Raw genomic sequence first — 18,169 nt, 5'->3', positions numbered from 1 at the left:
GAATATTTTTTAGCCTTATTTTTTTAAATGAAATTACTTTAGTTATTTTTGCTCAAAAGATAGAAACCCAATGTCCGAAAACATTCAACAAAAAATAGAACAACTCCGCAAAGAGCTTCATCAGCACAACGAAAATTATTATCTTCTTGATATTCCGACGATTTCAGATTTTGATTTTGATATGCTGCTGGAAGAACTTCGTGATCTGGAAGCAAAACATCCGGAATTTTACGATGAAAATTCTCCTACCGTGCGTGTCGGTGGAGGAATTACAAAGGTTTTTCCGACTGTTCAGCACAAATTCAGAATGTATTCTTTGGATAATTCTTACGATTTTGATGATCTTGAAGACTGGGAAAAGAGAATTATTAAAACCATTGATGAACCCGTAGAATTCGTAGCAGAGCTAAAATACGACGGCGCATCGATTTCTATTTTATATGAAAACGGAAAACTCGTTCAGGCCGTTACTCGTGGCGACGGTTTTCAGGGTGACGAAATTACAGCGAATGTTCGTACGATTTCGGATATTCCTTTAAAATTAAAAGGTGATTTTCCTGAGCATTTTTTCATGCGTGGAGAAATTTATTTAACCAGAAAAAACTTTAATAATCTTAATAAACTTCGTGAAGAAGAAGGTCTTGATCCCTTCATGAATCCAAGAAATACAGCAAGCGGAAGTCTGAAAATGCAGGACAGTGGCGAAGTGAGAAAACGCGGACTTTCATCTGTTCTCTACCAATTTATTTCCGAAAATATTCCTGCAGAATCGCATTGGGAAACTGCTTCAAAAGGCGCAAGGTTGGGGTTTCAAAACTTCTCAACAGGCAAAATTGTGCACGACGTTGGATGAGGTTAAAGAATTTATTAATTTTTGGGATGTAGAGCGTCATAATTTACCTTTTGAAATTGATGGTATCGTACTAAAAGTCAATTCATTAAAACAGCAAAGACAACTGGGATATACTGCAAAATCTCCACGTTGGGCAATGGCTTATAAATTTAAAGCCGAAAAAGTAGAAACCGAACTGCAAAGTGTTTCTTATCAGGTCGGAAGAACCGGCGCAATCACTCCTGTTGCCAATCTGAAACCCGTTTTATTGGCAGGAACGATTGTAAAAAGAGCATCTCTGCACAATGAAGATATTATTAAAAAGCTTGATTTACATGAGCATGATTTTGTTTATGTAGAAAAAGGAGGCGAAATTATCCCGAAAATCGTCGGCGTAAATACGGAAAAAAGAACCGAAGAGAGCAAAGAAATTGAATATATCAAACATTGCCCTGAATGCGGAACCGAGCTTGTAAAAGTTGAAGATCAGGCCATTCATTTTTGTCCGAATGACCTTCATTGTCCGCCACAGGTTGTGGGAAGAATGATTCATTATGTATCCAGAAAAGCTTTAAATATTGATAATTTAGGAAGCGAAACGATCGAACAGCTTTACAGAGAAAAACTGGTAGAAAATCCTGCTGATTTTTATGTTTTAACGAAAGAACAGCTTCTTCCACTGGAAAGAATGGCGGAAAAATCTGCTCAGAATATCATCTCAGGAATTGAAAAATCTAAAGAAATTGCTTTTGAAAAAGTTTTGTACGGAATTGGGATAAAACACGTCGGAGAAACGGTTGCAAAGAAATTAGTTAAGAATTTCGCCACCATCGAAGAACTGAAAAATGCTACCGTTGAAGAACTCTGCCAAGTTGAAGATATCGGAACAAAAATCGCAGTAAGCATCGTGGATTTCTTCGCCAATCCTGAAAACATTTTAATGATCGAAAGGTTAAAATCTTATGGAGTTCAGCTGATTAAAGGCGAAAGCACGAACGAAGTTTTATCCAATGTTCTGGAAGGGAAAACATTCCTTTTCACCGGAAAATTATCTTTATTTACCAGAGAAGCAGCGGAAGAAATGGTAGAAAAACACGGTGGAAAAAATATTTCTGCCGTTTCAAAAAACCTGAATTTCCTTGTGGTCGGTGAAAAAGCAGGAAGCAAACTGAAAAAAGCACAAGACATCGGAACGATTGAAATACTAGATGAACAGCAGTTTTTGGATCTTGTTGAGAAGCAGTAAATTTTTATTATATCAAATTAAAGACTGTCTTTTCGGGCAGTCTTTTTTGTTTAAAATATCCTGAGATGAAGATTTTATCGTAATTTTATTCAAAGAAGTTTAAAATATAAAAAATGGAATTTTTAAAGGATCATTACGTCATTGAAAATGAATTATTACTGATATTTATTTCTGTAATTCTTGGCATCATGATCGGTACGGAACGAGAGTACAGAAACAAATCTGCGGGATTGCGTACCTTTATTTTGGTCTGTTTCGGGTCTTGCCTGTTTACGATTCTTTCCATTAAAATCGGGGTGGCAAATCCTGATCGACTGGCTGCAAATATCATTACGGGAATCGGTTTTTTGGGAGCTGGAGTTATTTTTAAAGGCGATAATAAAATCGACGGAATTACCACAGCAACTACAATCTGGGCAACTGCTTCCATCGGAATGGCGGTCGGTTCGGGATATTTTTACATTGCACTTTTAGGAACTATTTTAATTTTATTGGTTCTCAATACCCTTACTCTTTTTGAAAGATTTATCGACAGAAAACACAAAATCAGGGAATACAAAATTGCAGTCGTCAATTATCATGATATCAAACATTGTGAAGAGCTTTTTCAAAAAAATCATCTTAGATTTATCATGTCAAAACAACAATATACACAGGGAAATCTCGCTACATCATGGGTTATCACAGGAAATAATAGTAATCATGAAGCATTAATCAAAAGCCTGATGGAAGATGAAAAAATCATTGCTTACCAGTTTTAAAATAAAAAAATTAATCGTGATTTTTCGATTATCAATTTCACCATTTTCATAACCTACATCTCCGTTTTTCTTTGTAAATTGGGCAAAATTTTGATTATGACAAAAAAGATACTTCTATCTGTATTTCTTTTGCCGGCTGTAATGACGTTTGCGCAGCAATACGGTGGAATGTGGATTCCAACAGAGCTTAATGAGAAGGAAATGAAAGACTTGGGAATGAAAATTTCTGCGAAAGACATCTTCAATCCTCAGAAAGCAAGCATAAAAGATGCTGTAGTACAATTCAACGGAGGTTGTACCGCGGAAATTATTTCTCCAAAAGGATTATTATTAACGAATCACCACTGTGGTTTCGGGCAGATTCAGGCGCATTCAACGGTTCAGAATGACCTTTTATCAAACGGTTTCTGGGCAAAAAATCCTGAAGGCGAACTTCCGAATCCGGGTGTGACAGTAGATTTTATTGTTGATATTAAAGAAGTTTCCAATCAGATTTTAGAAGGAACGGACAACCTTACGGAACCTGAACTTTCAAAACAAATTGCTAAAAACATTGAGATTTATAAAAACTCTCAGAAAATTGAATCTTATCAGTCAATTTCTGTAAAATCAATGTATTACGGAAATAAATTTTATGCTTACACCATCGAAACTTACAAAGACATTCGTTTGGTAGGAGCACCGCCGCAAAGCATCGGGAAATTCGGCTCCGATACCGACAACTGGGTTTGGCCAAGACATACGGGAGATTTCTCGATGTTCAGAATTTATGCAGGAAAAGACAATAAACCTGCGGAATATTCAAAGGACAATGTTCCTTATGTGCCGAAACATTATCTGCCGGTTTCCATTAAAGATAAAAATGAAAATGACTTCACTTTCGTTTTTGGATTTCCGGGAAGAACAACCGAATATCTTCCGGCAATCGCGGTTGAAAAAATCATGAAAGAGATTGATCCTGCGAGAATTGCGGTAAGAGATGTTGCCTTAAAAACTTTGGACGAAAAAATGCGTACGGATGATGCAACCCGCATTCAGTATTCTGCAAAATACGCTTCTGTAGCTAACTATTGGAAAAAATGGATCGGTGAAGTGGAAGGTTTGAAAAAATCTAATGCGGTGGAGAAAAAAGTAATGTATGAAGGTTCTTTAGTTGCTAAAAACTCTGAGGTTAAAACAACTTTAGATCAATTAAATAAACTTTATAACGACCAAGCTCCATTTGCTTTAAATAATGCTTATTACACGGAAACGCTGAGAAATGCAGAGACTTTGATGTTGGCAAATCTTTACTACAACTACATTACCGCAGTAGAAGCAGGAAGAATGGATGAAAAAGGAACGGCTGCTTTCAAAAGCAGACTTATTTCTTTCTACAAAGATTACAGCGCAGAACTTGATGCAAAAGTAACGGCAAAATTATTGGCGCTTTATGCCAACAAAACCGCTCCACAATTTTTACCTGTAGGTTTTGATAAGCTTAAAAATGAGACTCAAAACATCCAGTCGATTGAAGATCTTTCTAAAAACTCGATCATTACAGGAAGAGCTGAAGTGAATGGCGCTTCTTTAAGCAAAGACATCGAAAAAGCATTCTCTAATCAGGATAAACTGATCAAAACATTGAAAAAAGACGGTGTTTATCAGCTTTTCGTTTCCATGAGAGATACTTATATGAAGGCTGCAGATCCACAATTTACTTCTTTACAGACGAAAATTGATGCCCTTCAGAAAACGTTTATGGCACAGCAAATGGCAACCGATAAAGACAGAAAATTCTTCCCGGATGCCAATTCTACGCTTCGTGTAACGTATGGAAAAGTAAAAGGTTCTTCACCGAGAGATGCTGTTTCTTACAGTTATCAGACGCATTTGGCGGGAGTTTTAGAAAAATATGTTCCGGGAGATTATGAGTTTGATGTTCCTAAAAAACTGATCGATCTTTACAACAAAAAAGATTTCGGAAATTATAAAGACAAAACAGGTGACGTTCCTGTAGGATTCACGGCGACAAACCACACAACGGGAGGAAACTCCGGAAGTCCGGCTCTTGATGCCAACGGAAATCTTGTTGGATTAAACTTCGACAGACAATGGGAAGGAACGATGAGCGACATTAATTACGATCCTCGTTTCAGCAGAAATATCATGGTGGATACAAAATACATCCTTTTCATTATCGATAAATACGCCGATTCTAAATGGCTGGTTGATGAAATGAAAATTGTAAAGTAATTCAATTAAAATATAAAACAAATCCCGAAAGCTATCTTTCGGGATTTGTTTTTTTGCTGAATTTGAATATAATTTTTAATATCCAAAAATATCTTTCAAACTTAATTCTTTAAACGTCCCCATCTGATTCACAGCCTCCATATTCAGGTTTTCTTTTTTCCCGATAATGGCGGTGTTGAAATGGATCGGCTTAATTTCTGTCTGATAAAACTGTCTTAAATCTTCAAATTTCAATCCTTCAATCTGCTGATAAATATCTTTTCTGAAATCATATGTAATATTCAGTTTTTTCAATCTTAAAATATTAAAAAAGGTATTTGTTCTGGTAATTCTTGTTGAGGCAATTTGTTTTAAAGCCGCATTTTTAGCATTCTCAAATTGAGTAGGAACTTCAGGAAGTTCATCCATCAATTCCATCATGGTATCGACAGCGATTTGCAGTTTATCTGGCTGCGTTCCGATGTATGTTGTGATATAATCGGGATGATGAAGCTCAGAATTCGCTGAATAAGAAACGTACGCAGAATACGCCAAACTCTTGCTCTCACGGATTTCCTGAAAAACAATCGACGACAATCCTCGTCCGAAATACTCATTAAAAACATTGATTTTACCAAAGTTTCCGGTGTTTACATCATGCCCTTTTCCGACTTTGCTCATTTCCATCTGCACCATATCGTAGCTGGTAAAATAAACGTTTCCGCTTGTTTCCTGTTCAGGATATTTTCTCGGTTCAGAAGCCTCAAGGCTTGCATTTTCAACGTAATTTCCGATATATTCTTTAAAGTTTTCAAAATCCTTTCCATAGAAAAATATCTGATAAGGAAATTTGAATAATTTTTTCATTCGGTCTGTGAAAACCTCAACGTTGCTGTTTTCAAGCTCTTCTTTCGAAATAATATTCGTAAAACGAGAGAATTCACCCAATTTTGTATAATTCGTTAAAGCCGTCATGATACGACCTTTATCTTTCTTCATCGCAGCACGGTTTTCCAAAACAGTTTCTACAAACTGACCGTAAATTTCCTGATCCGGTTTTACCTCATACATCCAATGTTGAAGCAGTTGGATACCTTTTTCAATATTTTCCTCCAATCCGCTTAAAGAAATCGAAAGCTGATCGCTTCCTGTTTTAAAATCATTGCTTACTCCAATTTTAAAAAATTCTTCTTTTAAATCTTCCGGTGAAAATTGATCAGTTCCCATATATTGCAAAATCTGGGTGGCAGTTCCTAAATCTCTGTCAGAATCGCTTCCGAAAGGGAAAATAAAATGAACCTGTGCGATATCATTATATTTATTTTTAACGAAACTTACTTTTTTATCTTTAATTAAATCTGTCTTAATTTCTTTCTGATAATCAATAAATTCCGGCTGAATATCTTTTGTTTTTTCGGCTAAAATTTCCTGTAAAAACTCAGATTGTGCTTCACGATTGATTTTAACAGGCGTAATTCCCGGATTTTCAACTCTGATTAATTTATCATTAACTCCTTTTTCTTTGTAAACAATCACATAATTATTCTGGAAAAACTCATTGGCAAAAGCAATAACATCATCTTTTGTGAATTCTGCATATTCTTCCATCTCGTTAAGTTCCTGTTCCCAGGTTCTGCCTTTGATGTAGGTATCATAAAGGTTGGTCGCCAATCCGTCTGCAGTTTCCAATCCCTTCATTCTCTGCAGTTTGAAATCATTGATGATCGCAGGAAGCATCCAGTCTGGAAACTCTCCTTTTTTCACCAATTCAATCTGCTCCAGAACCATTTCCTTGGCTTCATCCAAAGTCTGCGTTTCCTTCGGAACAGCAACAATTGAAAAGAATCCGTATTCTTTCAAACCTACCGAATAAGCCTGTCCCCAAAGTAATTTTTGAGTCTGATTAATATTTAAATCGATCAATCCGGCTTCTCCCCTGTTGCTCAAAATATTCACAACAATATCCGCCAACATGGCTTCTCGTGTTCCATAGCTTTCCGTTCTCCAAGCCAATTGAACTCTTGGTGTAGTCGGGCTTTTCACTGTTCTTTTTACAATTTCAGTGATGGGTTTTTCGATAATTGCAGTTTTTTCCGGCAATTCTCTGTAAGGAATCGATCCAAAATATTCATCAACAAGCTGAATGGTTTCTTCAAAATCAAAATCTCCCACCAAAACCACTGCATAATTATTTGGAACATAATATTCGTCAAAATATTTATGAATAGCCTTCATTGAAGGGTTTTTCAGATGATCGGGATCTCCTAAAGTCGTTTGTTGACCATTCGGATGCGTTGGAAAAAGAGCATCCATCAACTCATAATTCACCAATCTCGAATCGTTATCCTGCGCTCTGTTGAATTCTTCATAAACAGATTCTAACTCGGTATGAAAAAGCCTTAACGTCAATTCAGAAAACCTTTCTTTCTCGATTTTAAGCCATTTTTCAAGTTCATTGTTTGGGACGTTATTTTTATAAACCGTCTCGTCAAACCAAGTGTGAGCATTTGTTCCCGTAGCTCCCAATGAAGAAATCGCCTTATCATATTCATTGGCAATCGCAAACTGACTTGCTTCCTGAGAAATTTCATCTATTTTCTTATAGATCGCTTTCTTTTTTTCGGCATCCTGTTCCGCTTTATGTTGCTCGTATAAATCTGAAATCTGGTTTAATAATTCACTTTCTTTTTCCCAGTTATGAGTTCCTAATTTCGATGTTCCTTTAAACATCATATGTTCAAGATAATGCGCCAAACCCGTATTATCAGAAGGGTCATTATTACTTCCCGTTCTTACCGGAATGTAGGTTTGAATTCTCGGAGCATCAAAATTTTGGGCAAGAAAAACCTTTAACCCATTTTTTAAAGTGTAAGTTCTTACTTTATTTTCGTCGTTGGAAATCGTGATATATTCGTAATTATTTTTATCTGTATGAATCGTCTCGCCGTATCTTATATCTATCATAAATAAATCCATTTTCATTCTTTAAAGATCAAAATGTATACAAATGTAAGGAATCGAAAAGTAACGATTTACAATTTTATTACTATTACATCTATTGTAACGATTGTTGAATGAAAATATAAAAAATTACTCATTACCAATTATTTATTTTTTTAGAAGCTATTTCCAGCTATCCACTCCTACTCCTCGCGCCAATGCTTTCCAACTTCAAACCCTGCAACTCTCCCACTCAAGCTGTGGGGTAACCGTTTCTATCTGGGCTAGGAAATGATGCTGTTGAAATTCCTCCAGAATGGACTGAGCCTTGTCAAGGTTTAAACCTGACAAGGCTTTTGGTTTGCTATAGAAGATTTTTCAGGATGATAAACAGAATGTTGAATTATCCTAATAGATTCAAAAAACGACAAATATCCTAGCCCGGATTGCAGTGGAAATCCTTTTTTGAAAAAAAAGATTGCAACGGAAAGCTGGAAAAAGCTCCAAAAAAATATCAATTATGAATAATCGATAATGAGCAATAATTGCTTATTCGTTTTTTTACCAAATAAATTCGATAAGTTTGCAATGGTTTTCCAAAAATTACAACCATGTCCGGAAACATTCTGATCATCGATGATGAGATCAAGCTCCTAAAACTGTTAGGAATGATCCTTTCCCAAGAAAATTTTAACGTAAAAGAAGCTTCCACAGCGCGTTCTGCAATGACGATGCTGGAACAGCACGATTTTGATGTCGTTTTAAGCGATGTACGGCTTCCCGATGCTTTCGGAGTTGATCTTGTGAAGTCTATTAAAGCAAAATATCCTCATCTGGAAATCATTTTGATGACAGCTTTCGGGAATATTCCTGATGCCGTTCAGGCGATGAAAAACGGAACTTATGATTATTTGGTGAAAGGTGATGATAACGAGAAAATTATTCCGTTGGTGTACAAAGCACTTGAAAAATCAAAAGATAACAAATCTAAGATCGTTCAAAAAAGCAGTGATCAAAAGGGATTTGATAAAATTATCGGAAATTCACCCTTAATTCTTCAGGCTAAAAAACTTGCGGAAAAAGTTGCTTTAACCGATGCAACTGTTCTTCTGACAGGAGAAACCGGAACCGGAAAAGAGGTTTTTGCAAATGCCATTCATGAAGGAAGTGAACACAAGAAAAATAATTTTGTCGCCATCAATTGCTCTGCATTTAGCAAAGAAATTCTGGAAAGCGAACTTTTCGGACACAAACAGGGATCTTTTACCGGAGCTATAAAAGATAAAAAAGGGCTTATTGAAGAAGCCAATAACGGAACTTTATTCTTAGACGAAATCGGTGAAATGCCCATCGAATTGCAGGCAAAATTACTCCGCGTCCTGGAAACCAAAGAGTTCATCAAAATGGGTGAAACGAAAGTCTCAAAGTCCGATTTCAGGCTGATTGCTGCAACCAACAGAAATTTGGAAGATGAAATAAAACAGGGACATTTCCGTGAGGATCTCTATTTCAGATTAAATGTTTTTGAAATTACACTTCCTTCTCTTCGTGAACGAAAAGACGATTTAAAAGCTTTGGCTAAGAATTTTATTGATGTTTTCTCACAAAAACTTCATTTAACCTCTGTTCAGGTCGCTCCGGAATATTATAAAGCGTTGGAAAAAAACGACTGGAAAGGAAATATCCGTGAATTGAGAAACACGATTGAAAGAAGTCTTATCTTAATGAACGATAATGTTTTAGATATCGAAAGTCTTCCTCATTATTCTGAAAAAATTGCTGCTACAGAAAAAGATTCTTTAAGCATGAGATCTTTGGAAAAAGAACATATTTTAAAAGTTCTTCAATACACGAAAGGAAACAAAGCTGAAGCTTCTAGATTGCTGGAAATCGGCATTGCAACGCTGTATCGTAAATTGGAAGAGTATAATTTGAGATAAATTAAATCTTTAGGTTTTGGCTAAAGCCCGTTCCTATTGAACCATTAAGGATTAATTAAGCTTAACTCTTTAAATAAATCTTAGAGCCTGTTTAAATTTTATATTACAAATTTTTGTAACCTTATTTGAAATATGGGTTTTATATTTTTTGAAACTGAAAGCTTTGTATTGAAAGACTTAAGATCTTTTCAAACAGAATACGCTATTTTTTTTAACGCAAAGATTATATTTACATTCCGCATTATTTTAGAAAGCAAAGGCAAATAAAATTTGCTTCACAAAACGTGAAAACAACGCTTCATCAAATCAACTTGTTGATTCATCTTTGCTCACTTCATAATAAGTACTATTGAATTAAATCTTTGCGTTAAAAAATGAGCAGTAAATTTTAAAATGTTTGAATCAAATTTAAACAGACTCTTAATGGTTTAAAAATAATTCAGAATTCACAATCCTATCATAATAATAACGAGCCTATCAAAATGATAGGCTTTCTTGTTTTTTGGCATCACCTCAAAACCCCGCAACACATTATCTTCTAATCATTTAAATCGTATTTCGACAACTTGGACTTTCTTTTGGCATTATGGTCTTAGAATAAATATTTCAAAAATGACAATCTCAAGAAAAACGTTCAAAAAACCGAAGCACTCAACATTGAGTTTGCTGATGGTTTCGTATGTAGTCTTCACCATTTTAACATTAATAGCAACAATATGATAATCATCGCTTTAAGTTTATTATGTGTGCTCATGTTTTGGCTTTTATATAAATCCGTTGAATTTTTTGATAAAATATAAATTATGTGGAGCTTATTTTTCCTTTCGATCCTTGCATTTGTGTACATCTGCTATGTTTTAATAAAACCTGAAAAATTTTAACCAATTACCATGAATACAGAAATTTTAGGCATCATCATGATGTTTGCCATCACACTCGTCATTGGTGTTTTTTTAGGAAAATATATTGCCGGTGTTTACGGCTACAAAAAGACTTTTTTAGATACAATTTTTCAGCCGATTGAAAATTTAATTTATAAAATTTCAGGCATCAATCCTCATAAACAAATGACATGGAAACAGAATATGTTTGCCATGTTAACCATTAATCTGGTTTGGTTTATCCTTGGATTTTTTATTTTATTAAATCAATCATGGCTTCCTTTAAATCCCGACGGAAACCAGAATATGTCTCCCGATCTTGCTTTTAATACGGCAATTTCTTTCCTGGTGAACTGTAATTTACAGCATTATTCGGGAGAAACGGGAGTCAGTTATTTAAGTCAGTTATATTTAATGTTTTTACAATTTGTAACGGCAGCAACCGGAATGGCTGCAATGGCGGTACTTTTCAAAGCATTTAAAGAAAAAACGACTACAGAATTAGGGAATTTCTACGATTTTTTTACCAAGTCAATCATCAGAATTTTAATTCCGATCAGCATTGTGGTGGCTTTTATCCTATCTGCGAACGGAAACTCCGATGACTTTTGAAGGAAAAGACCATATCACAACATTGGAAGGACAAAAAGTTGATGTTTCCAGAGGTCCTGCTGCAGCTTTTGTGGCGATCAAACATTTAGGAACAAACGGAGGTGGATTTTTCGGAGCCAATTCGGCGCACCCACTTGAAAACCCTAATTATCTGACGAATATGACCGAAATGGTTACTCAGATGATTATTCCTTTTGCATTGGTTTTTGCGCTTGGATTTTATTTAAAGAAAAGAAAACTTTCATGGACGATTTTCACCGTTATGACCATTGGTTTTCTGGCATTGACCGTTCCAACCATCATTAATGAAACCAACGGAAATCCTTTGATTACACAAATGGGAGCAGATCATCATTTGGGAGCGCTGGAAGGCAAGGAAATCCGTTTCGGAAGTGCAGCTTCGGCTTATTGGAGTATTGCAACGACGGTAATTTCCACAGGTTCTGTGAACGCTATGCACGACAGTATGATGCCGCTTTCGGGGATGAATCAAATGTTGGCAATGATGATTAACTGCTTCTACGGCGGTTGCGGGGTCGGAATTCTGAACTACTTCATATTCATCATTCTTGCGGTATTCATGAGTGGTTTGATGGTCGGAAGAACCCCAGAATTTATGGGTAAAAAGATAGAAGCTAAGGAAATGAAAATCGCGATGATCGTCGCATTATTTCACCCGTTTTTAATTCTTGTAGGAACAGCTTTAACTGCTTATTTTCCGGAATTCGGAGCAAAAACATTGAATAATCCAAGCTTTCACGGCTTTAGTGAAATGTTATATGAATTCACTTCATCATCAGCCAACAACGGTTCAGGATTCGAAGGATTGGGCGACAACACGCCTTGGTGGAATATCTCAACAGGAATTATTTTATTATTCTCAAGATTTATCCCAATCATTGGTCCGATCGCGATTGCAGGATGTTTAGCTCAGAAAAAATATATTCCGGAAAGCTCAGGAACTTTAAAAACGGATACTGCAACTTTTGGATTTATGACGTTGGCCGTCATTCTTTTAATCGCTGCGTTGTCTTTCTTCCCTGCGCTTACTTTGGGACCGATCGCGGAGCAACTTCAATATTTTTCTAAATAATTAAAATTAAATAATTAAACCATTAAGATTTATTTAAGATGTTAAGAATATTAAGCTAACACATTATTAAGCTTAAAAATATTCCAAGAATATTTCCTTAACTCAACTTAAGTCCTTAAATAAATCTTAATGGTTCAAATAAAAATCATTCAAAGCAATGAAAAATCAATCACAGACATTGTTTCAAAAAGATTTGGTAAACGAAGCGATTAAACAGTCTTTCGTTAAGCTAAATCCGAAAATCATGTTTAAAAATCCTGTTATGTTTCTGGTAGAGATCGGAACAGCCGTCATGTTTATCGTAAGTTTATTCAGCTTAGCGGGAGACAAATCACAGGGAAGTTTTGCTTATAATTTTTCAGTATTTATCATCTTATTTTTCACTGTTTTATTTGCCAATTTCGCCGAAGCCATCGCTGAAGCAAGAGGAAAAGCTCAGGCAGATACATTGAGAAAAACGCGTGAAGAAACGCCTGCAAAATTAATCATAGACAACAAACCCGGATTTCAGGTAGAAACATCATTAAAAATGTCTGCCGAAATGAAATTAGGAGATATTTTCCTTTGCGAAACAGGCGATCAAATCCCGATGGATGGTGAAATTATCGAAGGTTTAGCGACAATCGATGAATCCGCCATCACCGGAGAAAGCGCACCCGTCATCAGAGAATCGGGAGGTGATAAAAGTTCGGTAACAGGCGGTACCAAAGTACTTTCGGACAGAATAAAAGTGAAAGTCACCACCAAACCCGGAGAATCTTTTCTTGATAAAATGATCGCGCTTGTAGAAGGTGCTTCAAGACAAAAAACACCCAACGAAATCGCATTAACCATACTTTTAGCAGGGTTTACCCTCACTTTCATAATAGTTACAGTTACTTTAAAACCCTTTGCAGATTATTCGCAGACGCCGATCACCATTGCGGCATTTATATCACTTTTCGTTTGTTTGATCCCCACAACGATTGGCGGTCTGCTTTCTGCAATCGGAATTGCGGGAATGGACAGAGCTTTGAGAGCGAACGTTATCACAAAAAGCGGTAAAGCCGTTGAGACCGCAGGAGACATCGATGTTTTGCTTCTTGATAAAACAGGAACAATTACCATCGGAAACCGTAAAGCGACGCATTTTCATCCTTCCAATACTATTGAACTTAATGAATTTATAAAAGCTTCGGCATTGAGTTCTGTTGCCGACGAAACTCCGGAAGGAAAGTCTATTATTGAATTAAGCCAGTTAAAATCAGAAGATCTACTTGTTCCAAACCCTGTTTATATTGATTTTACCGCTGAAACCAGAACTTCAGGTATTGATTTTGAAAACACAAGAATCAGGAAAGGAGCTTATGACACGATTAAAAAACTGACTGAAAAAGCCGGAAATATTTTTCCTCCCGAAACTCAGGAAGCAACCACTAAAATCTCTGAAAACGGCGGAACTCCATTAGTTGTTTCTGTTAATGATAAAGTTTGGGGCGTAATTGAACTTCAGGATATCATCAAAACAGGAATTCAGGAGCGTTTTCAACGATTGAGAAAAATGGGGGTGAAAACCGTGATGGTGACGGGAGATAATCCTTTAACCGCAAAATTTATCGCGGAAAAAGCTGGTGTTGATGATTTTATTGCCGAAGCCAAACCTGAAGATAAGATGAATTACATCAAAAAAGAACAGCAGGAAGGAAAATTGGTGGCGATGATGGGCGACGGAACAAATGATGCTCCCGCTCTTGCTCAAGCCGATGTCGGAGTTGCCATGAACAGCGGAACTCAAGCTGCCAAAGAAGCTGGAAACATGGTGGATTTGGATAATGACCCAACGAAATTAATTGAAATTGTAGAAATCGGAAAACAGTTATTAATGACTCGCGGAACATTGACAACTTTCAGTATTGCGAATGACGTTGCTAAATATTTTGCCATTATTCCGGCGTTGTTTATAACGTTTATTCCGGCGCTTCAAAAGCTGAACATCATGAATCTTCACAGTCCGGAATCTGCGATTTTATCGGCAATTATTTTCAATGCGGTGATTATTCCTTTCTTAATTCCATTGGCTTTAAAAGGAGTGGCTTACAAACCGATCGGAGCGAGTGCATTATTAAGAAGAAACCTTTTAATCTATGGTTTAGGCGGAGTTATCGTGCCATTTATCGGGATTAAGCTTATCGATTTATTTATCAGTTTGTTCTTTTAAGCTGGAAGTTTGAAGCTGGAGGCTCGAAGTTTAAAACGTACTGCAAAAACTTCTGTCATCTCTCTCTTCCATCCAATTAATTCAAAAAATTTAATTAAAAAATGAAAAATCATATTCTATCAGCATTCAGATTGACACTTGTTATGTTGGTTATCGTTGGAATTTATTTAACGATTGTTTATGCAGGTTCAAAAGTTTTACCAACTCAGGGAAATGCTGAAATCATCAATTATAAAGGTCAAAAATTCTATGCTAATATTGGACAGGATTTTAAATCTGAAAAATACTTTCACGGTCGTCCATCCGCAGTGGATTACAATGCTGCAGGAAGCGCAGGAAGCAATAAAGCACCGAGTAATGAAGAATATCTTCAAACGGTTCAAAAAAGAATTGACACGCTGAGAATGCAAAATCCAGAAATGGAAAACGTGAAAGTTCCTGTAGAATTGGTCACGGCAAGCGGAAGTGGTCTTGATCCTGATATTTCAGAGGAAGGCGCTTTATATCAAATCAAAAGAATTGCAAAAGTGAGAACTCTATCTGTTGAAAAACTTGAAAATTTGATTACAAATCATACCGAGAAACCGCTTTTCGGACCATCTAAAGTCAATGTTTTGAAATTGAATATTGCTTTGGATCAAATGAGATAATTTCTTTTGTCTTGAAATAAAAGAAACAAAAATTCAACGCCTCCAACTCCTAGGTCGATTAAAAGTGAGTGGATATTTATCCTAAAAAAAATTTAAATAACACATTGTTATCAATATTTATATAATGAAATCAACAACTATTCAGGCTATTTTTTTATTGGGACTTTTTGCTTTAGCTCCCATGAAAGCTCAGGAAATTCAGAAAGATTCTGTTTCCTTACAACCTAAAGATTCTTTAACCACAAAAACCGATTCTAAAATCCCTTTTGAAGGCTATGATCTGACTTGGATTAACGGACAAAACCGCCAAACCGACTTTCCTTTAACCTTAAAAGATAAAGACGGAGAAACGATTTTAACAGGTGTAACCTATGTAGATGCTTATTACAATCACGATTTCCGTAATCCGAAAGATAATACACACACGATTTCGTCAGCAATCGGTCGTTCCAATGAGTTTACAATCAATATGGCAAGTATCGGTTTGGAAACCAACTACAAAAATATGATTGGTCGTTTATGGCTGCAATACGGGCAAATGGGTTCTATTGTTCAGGATTTGGACGGAACGGTAAATCATGGTAAAAATACCAGCGTTAGTAATTTAAAAAACATCAGAGAAGCTGCGGCGGGTTATCATTTCGACGTAATGCACGGATTGAATGTAGAAGCAGGGATTTTCATGAGCTACATCGGTTTGGAAAGTTATGTGTTGGGCGAAAACTGGAATTACCAGAGAAGTTTGGTCTGCGATTTTACGCCTTTCTATTTTCAGGGAGCGAGAATTCAGGCATATCCTTCAAAAAAATATAAAGTTGAACTTTGGGTTTTAAACGGATGGCAAAGTTATAATTCATGGAATAAAGGTCTTGGATTGGGCGTTTCCAACTATTACCGTCCGAATGAAAATCTTCAGTTGGTTGCCAATTTTTATTTAAACGGACAAGATACGAGAAATAACTCTGGAGTTCGCCGTTTCCACCATGACCACAGTATTGTCGCGAGATATTTCCACAATAAGGAAAGCAACGGATTGTCACAGGCTGCGTTCAGTATCAACAACCATTACGGATTCCAAAGTGGTGGCGGTGTGAAGGCAAAAGACAATTATATGATCGGTACTTCTATTTCAAACAGGCTTTGGTTTCATCAGAATAAAATTGCCTTGTCTTTAAGAGCCGATGCCGTTTCAAATCCGGGAGCTTATCTGGCGTTCTCCCCTTCTCCGGTTGCCAATAATGATTTTAATGATGCCATTGCAAAAGGTGAAAAACTAAAGATGTTTCAGGGAACGGCAACCGTTGATATTATGCCGAATCAATTCGTAACTTTCAGATTAGAATACGGATTCAGAAAAAGTAATATCCCTTATTTCGCAGGTCCTCAAGGAACAACAAGTCCGGATGGATGGATTGATACACCGGTTGACTCTTGGAGACCAGATTTAAGAAAATCTGACAGCAGATTAACTTTGGCGGTGATGTTTAGATTATAATTTTTTTGATTAGATAATTTGAAGTTAATTGCAGAGGCGTATTTTTTAATCCAGAAAAATATCCACAAAGTTGTCATTCCGATTTCTATGACAAACTTAATGTAAAATTGAAAACAGCTAAAATAGTATACTCTTCAATACTTTCTTTACGCCTTTGCATTAACTTTAATTAAAAACAAAATCCAGTGAAAGCCGACAAAAAAGAAGCAGAACATTTTTTAGAACTCATTCAAAAATCCCGAAAAGGGAAATTTAAAATTTACATCGGAATGAGCGCAGGTGTCGGAAAAACCTTCCGAATGCTTCAGGAAGCTCATGCTCTTTTGCGAAACGGAATTGATGTAAAAATCGGCTACATTGAAACGCATGGAAGAGAAGAAACGGTAGCTCTGGTTGAAGGAATTCCTGATATTCCGAGGAGATCGTCTTTTTATAAAGGTAAAAATCTGGAGGAAATGGATCTTCAGACTATTATTAACATTCATCCCGAAGTTGTTCTCGTGGATGAATTGGCGCATACAAACATCGAAGGCTCAAAAAATAAAAAAAGATGGCAGGATGTTCTGGAAATCCTAGACAACGGAATCAATGTCATCAGTGCGATGAATATTCAGCATATTGAAAGTTTAAATGAAGAAGTCAAAAAAATAACCGGAATTGAAGTTGCAGAACGTGTTCCCGATAAAATTTTAGGACTTGCTGATGAAACTGGTGAATATCGATTTAACGGCAGATGAATTGTTGACCCGTTTAAAAGAAGGAAAAATCTACAAAAAAGAGAAAATTCAGACGGCTTTAAATAATTTTTTTCAAAGCGGACATATTTTACAGCTCCGTGAATTAGCGTTAAAAGAAGTCGCCACTCATGTCGAAAGAAAAGTAGAAACGGAAATTAAAACTGAAAATTTTAAACCCATAAAATTCCTTGCCTGTATAAGCAGCAACGAGAAAATTGCCAAGAATATTATCCGTAAAACGGCGCGACTGGCAAGTTATTACAACAGTCCGTGGACGGTTTTGTATATTCAGCGACCGTCTGAAAATCCTGAAAAAATAGCATTGGATAAACAGCGATATTTGATTAATAATTTTAATTTAGCACAAGAATTGGGAGCCAAAGTAATTCGGATAAAGGAAAACAGCGTCCATAAAGGGATTTTGGAGTATGTGATCGAAAACAACATGACCACAGTCTGCATCGGAAAACCCCACGCAAAACTTTGGCAGAGACTTTCCGGATACAGCTGGATTTATACGTTGATGAACCGATTGAATGAAAGGCAAATAGACATTATTATTTTATCTTAA

Annotated in this window: 8 protein-coding genes and 3 pseudogenes; 10 read left to right on the top strand and 1 reads right to left on the bottom strand. The window is 36.2% G+C overall.

Features of this window, described 5'->3' with window-relative positions; genetic code table 11:
- Positions 1 to 70 precede the first annotated feature (70 nt).
- The 3 genes and pseudogenes from ligA to J3D55_RS07490 all read left to right on the top strand — a co-directional run bounded on the left by ligA (position 71) and on the right by J3D55_RS07490 (position 5,074).
- Positions 71 to 2,078: pseudogene (gene ligA / locus J3D55_RS07500) on the top strand (NAD-dependent DNA ligase LigA).
- A 113-nt stretch (positions 2,079 to 2,191) separates the two neighbouring features.
- Positions 2,192 to 2,839: an MgtC/SapB family protein gene (locus tag J3D55_RS07495; protein WP_259129984.1), complete on the top strand. Its 648-nt coding sequence runs from the start codon at positions 2,192 to 2,194 to the stop codon at positions 2,837 to 2,839.
- A gap of 96 nt (positions 2,840 to 2,935) precedes the next feature.
- Complete coding sequence (locus J3D55_RS07490) at positions 2,936 to 5,074, top strand: S46 family peptidase (protein ID WP_259129982.1); 2,139 nt, start codon at positions 2,936 to 2,938, stop codon at positions 5,072 to 5,074.
- Between the two features lie 75 nt (positions 5,075 to 5,149).
- On the opposite strand, the gene J3D55_RS07485 is transcribed toward J3D55_RS07490, so the two are convergent.
- On the bottom strand, positions 5,150 to 8,017 hold the full coding sequence (locus tag J3D55_RS07485) for a M16 family metallopeptidase (protein WP_259129979.1): 2,868 nt from the start codon (positions 8,015 to 8,017) through the stop codon (positions 5,150 to 5,152).
- Positions 8,018 to 8,604: 587 nt separating this feature from the next.
- Here J3D55_RS07485 and J3D55_RS07480 point away from each other — a divergent pair.
- The 7 genes and pseudogenes from J3D55_RS07480 (at position 8,605) to J3D55_RS07455 (ending at position 18,169) form a co-directional block, all read left to right on the top strand.
- Positions 8,605 to 9,933, top strand: coding sequence for a sigma-54-dependent transcriptional regulator (locus J3D55_RS07480; protein WP_259129978.1), 1,329 nt, complete (start codon positions 8,605 to 8,607; stop codon positions 9,931 to 9,933).
- Between the two features lie 803 nt (positions 9,934 to 10,736).
- A complete protein-coding gene (locus J3D55_RS22510) occupies positions 10,737 to 10,814 on the top strand; it encodes a potassium-transporting ATPase subunit F (protein ID WP_077415921.1) in 78 nt (25 codons plus the stop codon).
- Positions 10,815 to 10,823: 9 nt separating this feature from the next.
- A pseudogene (gene kdpA, locus J3D55_RS07475) lies at positions 10,824 to 12,519 on the top strand (potassium-transporting ATPase subunit KdpA).
- A 157-nt stretch (positions 12,520 to 12,676) separates the two neighbouring features.
- Complete coding sequence (gene kdpB, locus J3D55_RS07470; protein WP_259129975.1) at positions 12,677 to 14,716, top strand: potassium-transporting ATPase subunit KdpB; 2,040 nt, start codon at positions 12,677 to 12,679, stop codon at positions 14,714 to 14,716.
- 101 nt (positions 14,717 to 14,817) lie between these two features.
- Positions 14,818 to 15,366 (top strand): K(+)-transporting ATPase subunit C, encoded by a 549-nt coding sequence (gene kdpC, locus J3D55_RS07465; RefSeq protein WP_259129974.1) that lies wholly within the window; start codon positions 14,818 to 14,820, stop codon positions 15,364 to 15,366.
- A gap of 124 nt (positions 15,367 to 15,490) precedes the next feature.
- On the top strand, positions 15,491 to 16,861 hold the full coding sequence (locus J3D55_RS07460) for an outer membrane beta-barrel protein (protein ID WP_259129971.1): 1,371 nt from the start codon (positions 15,491 to 15,493) through the stop codon (positions 16,859 to 16,861).
- Between the two features lie 185 nt (positions 16,862 to 17,046).
- Positions 17,047 to 18,169 (top strand): annotated as a pseudogene (locus J3D55_RS07455) (sensor protein KdpD).

It is taken from the genome of Chryseobacterium ginsenosidimutans (assembly GCF_024807225.1).
Classification (GTDB): domain Bacteria; phylum Bacteroidota; class Bacteroidia; order Flavobacteriales; family Weeksellaceae; genus Chryseobacterium; species Chryseobacterium ginsenosidimutans.
Note: the sequence above shows the minus strand (reverse complement) of the source record. Positions and strands in the feature narration are given on the sequence as shown.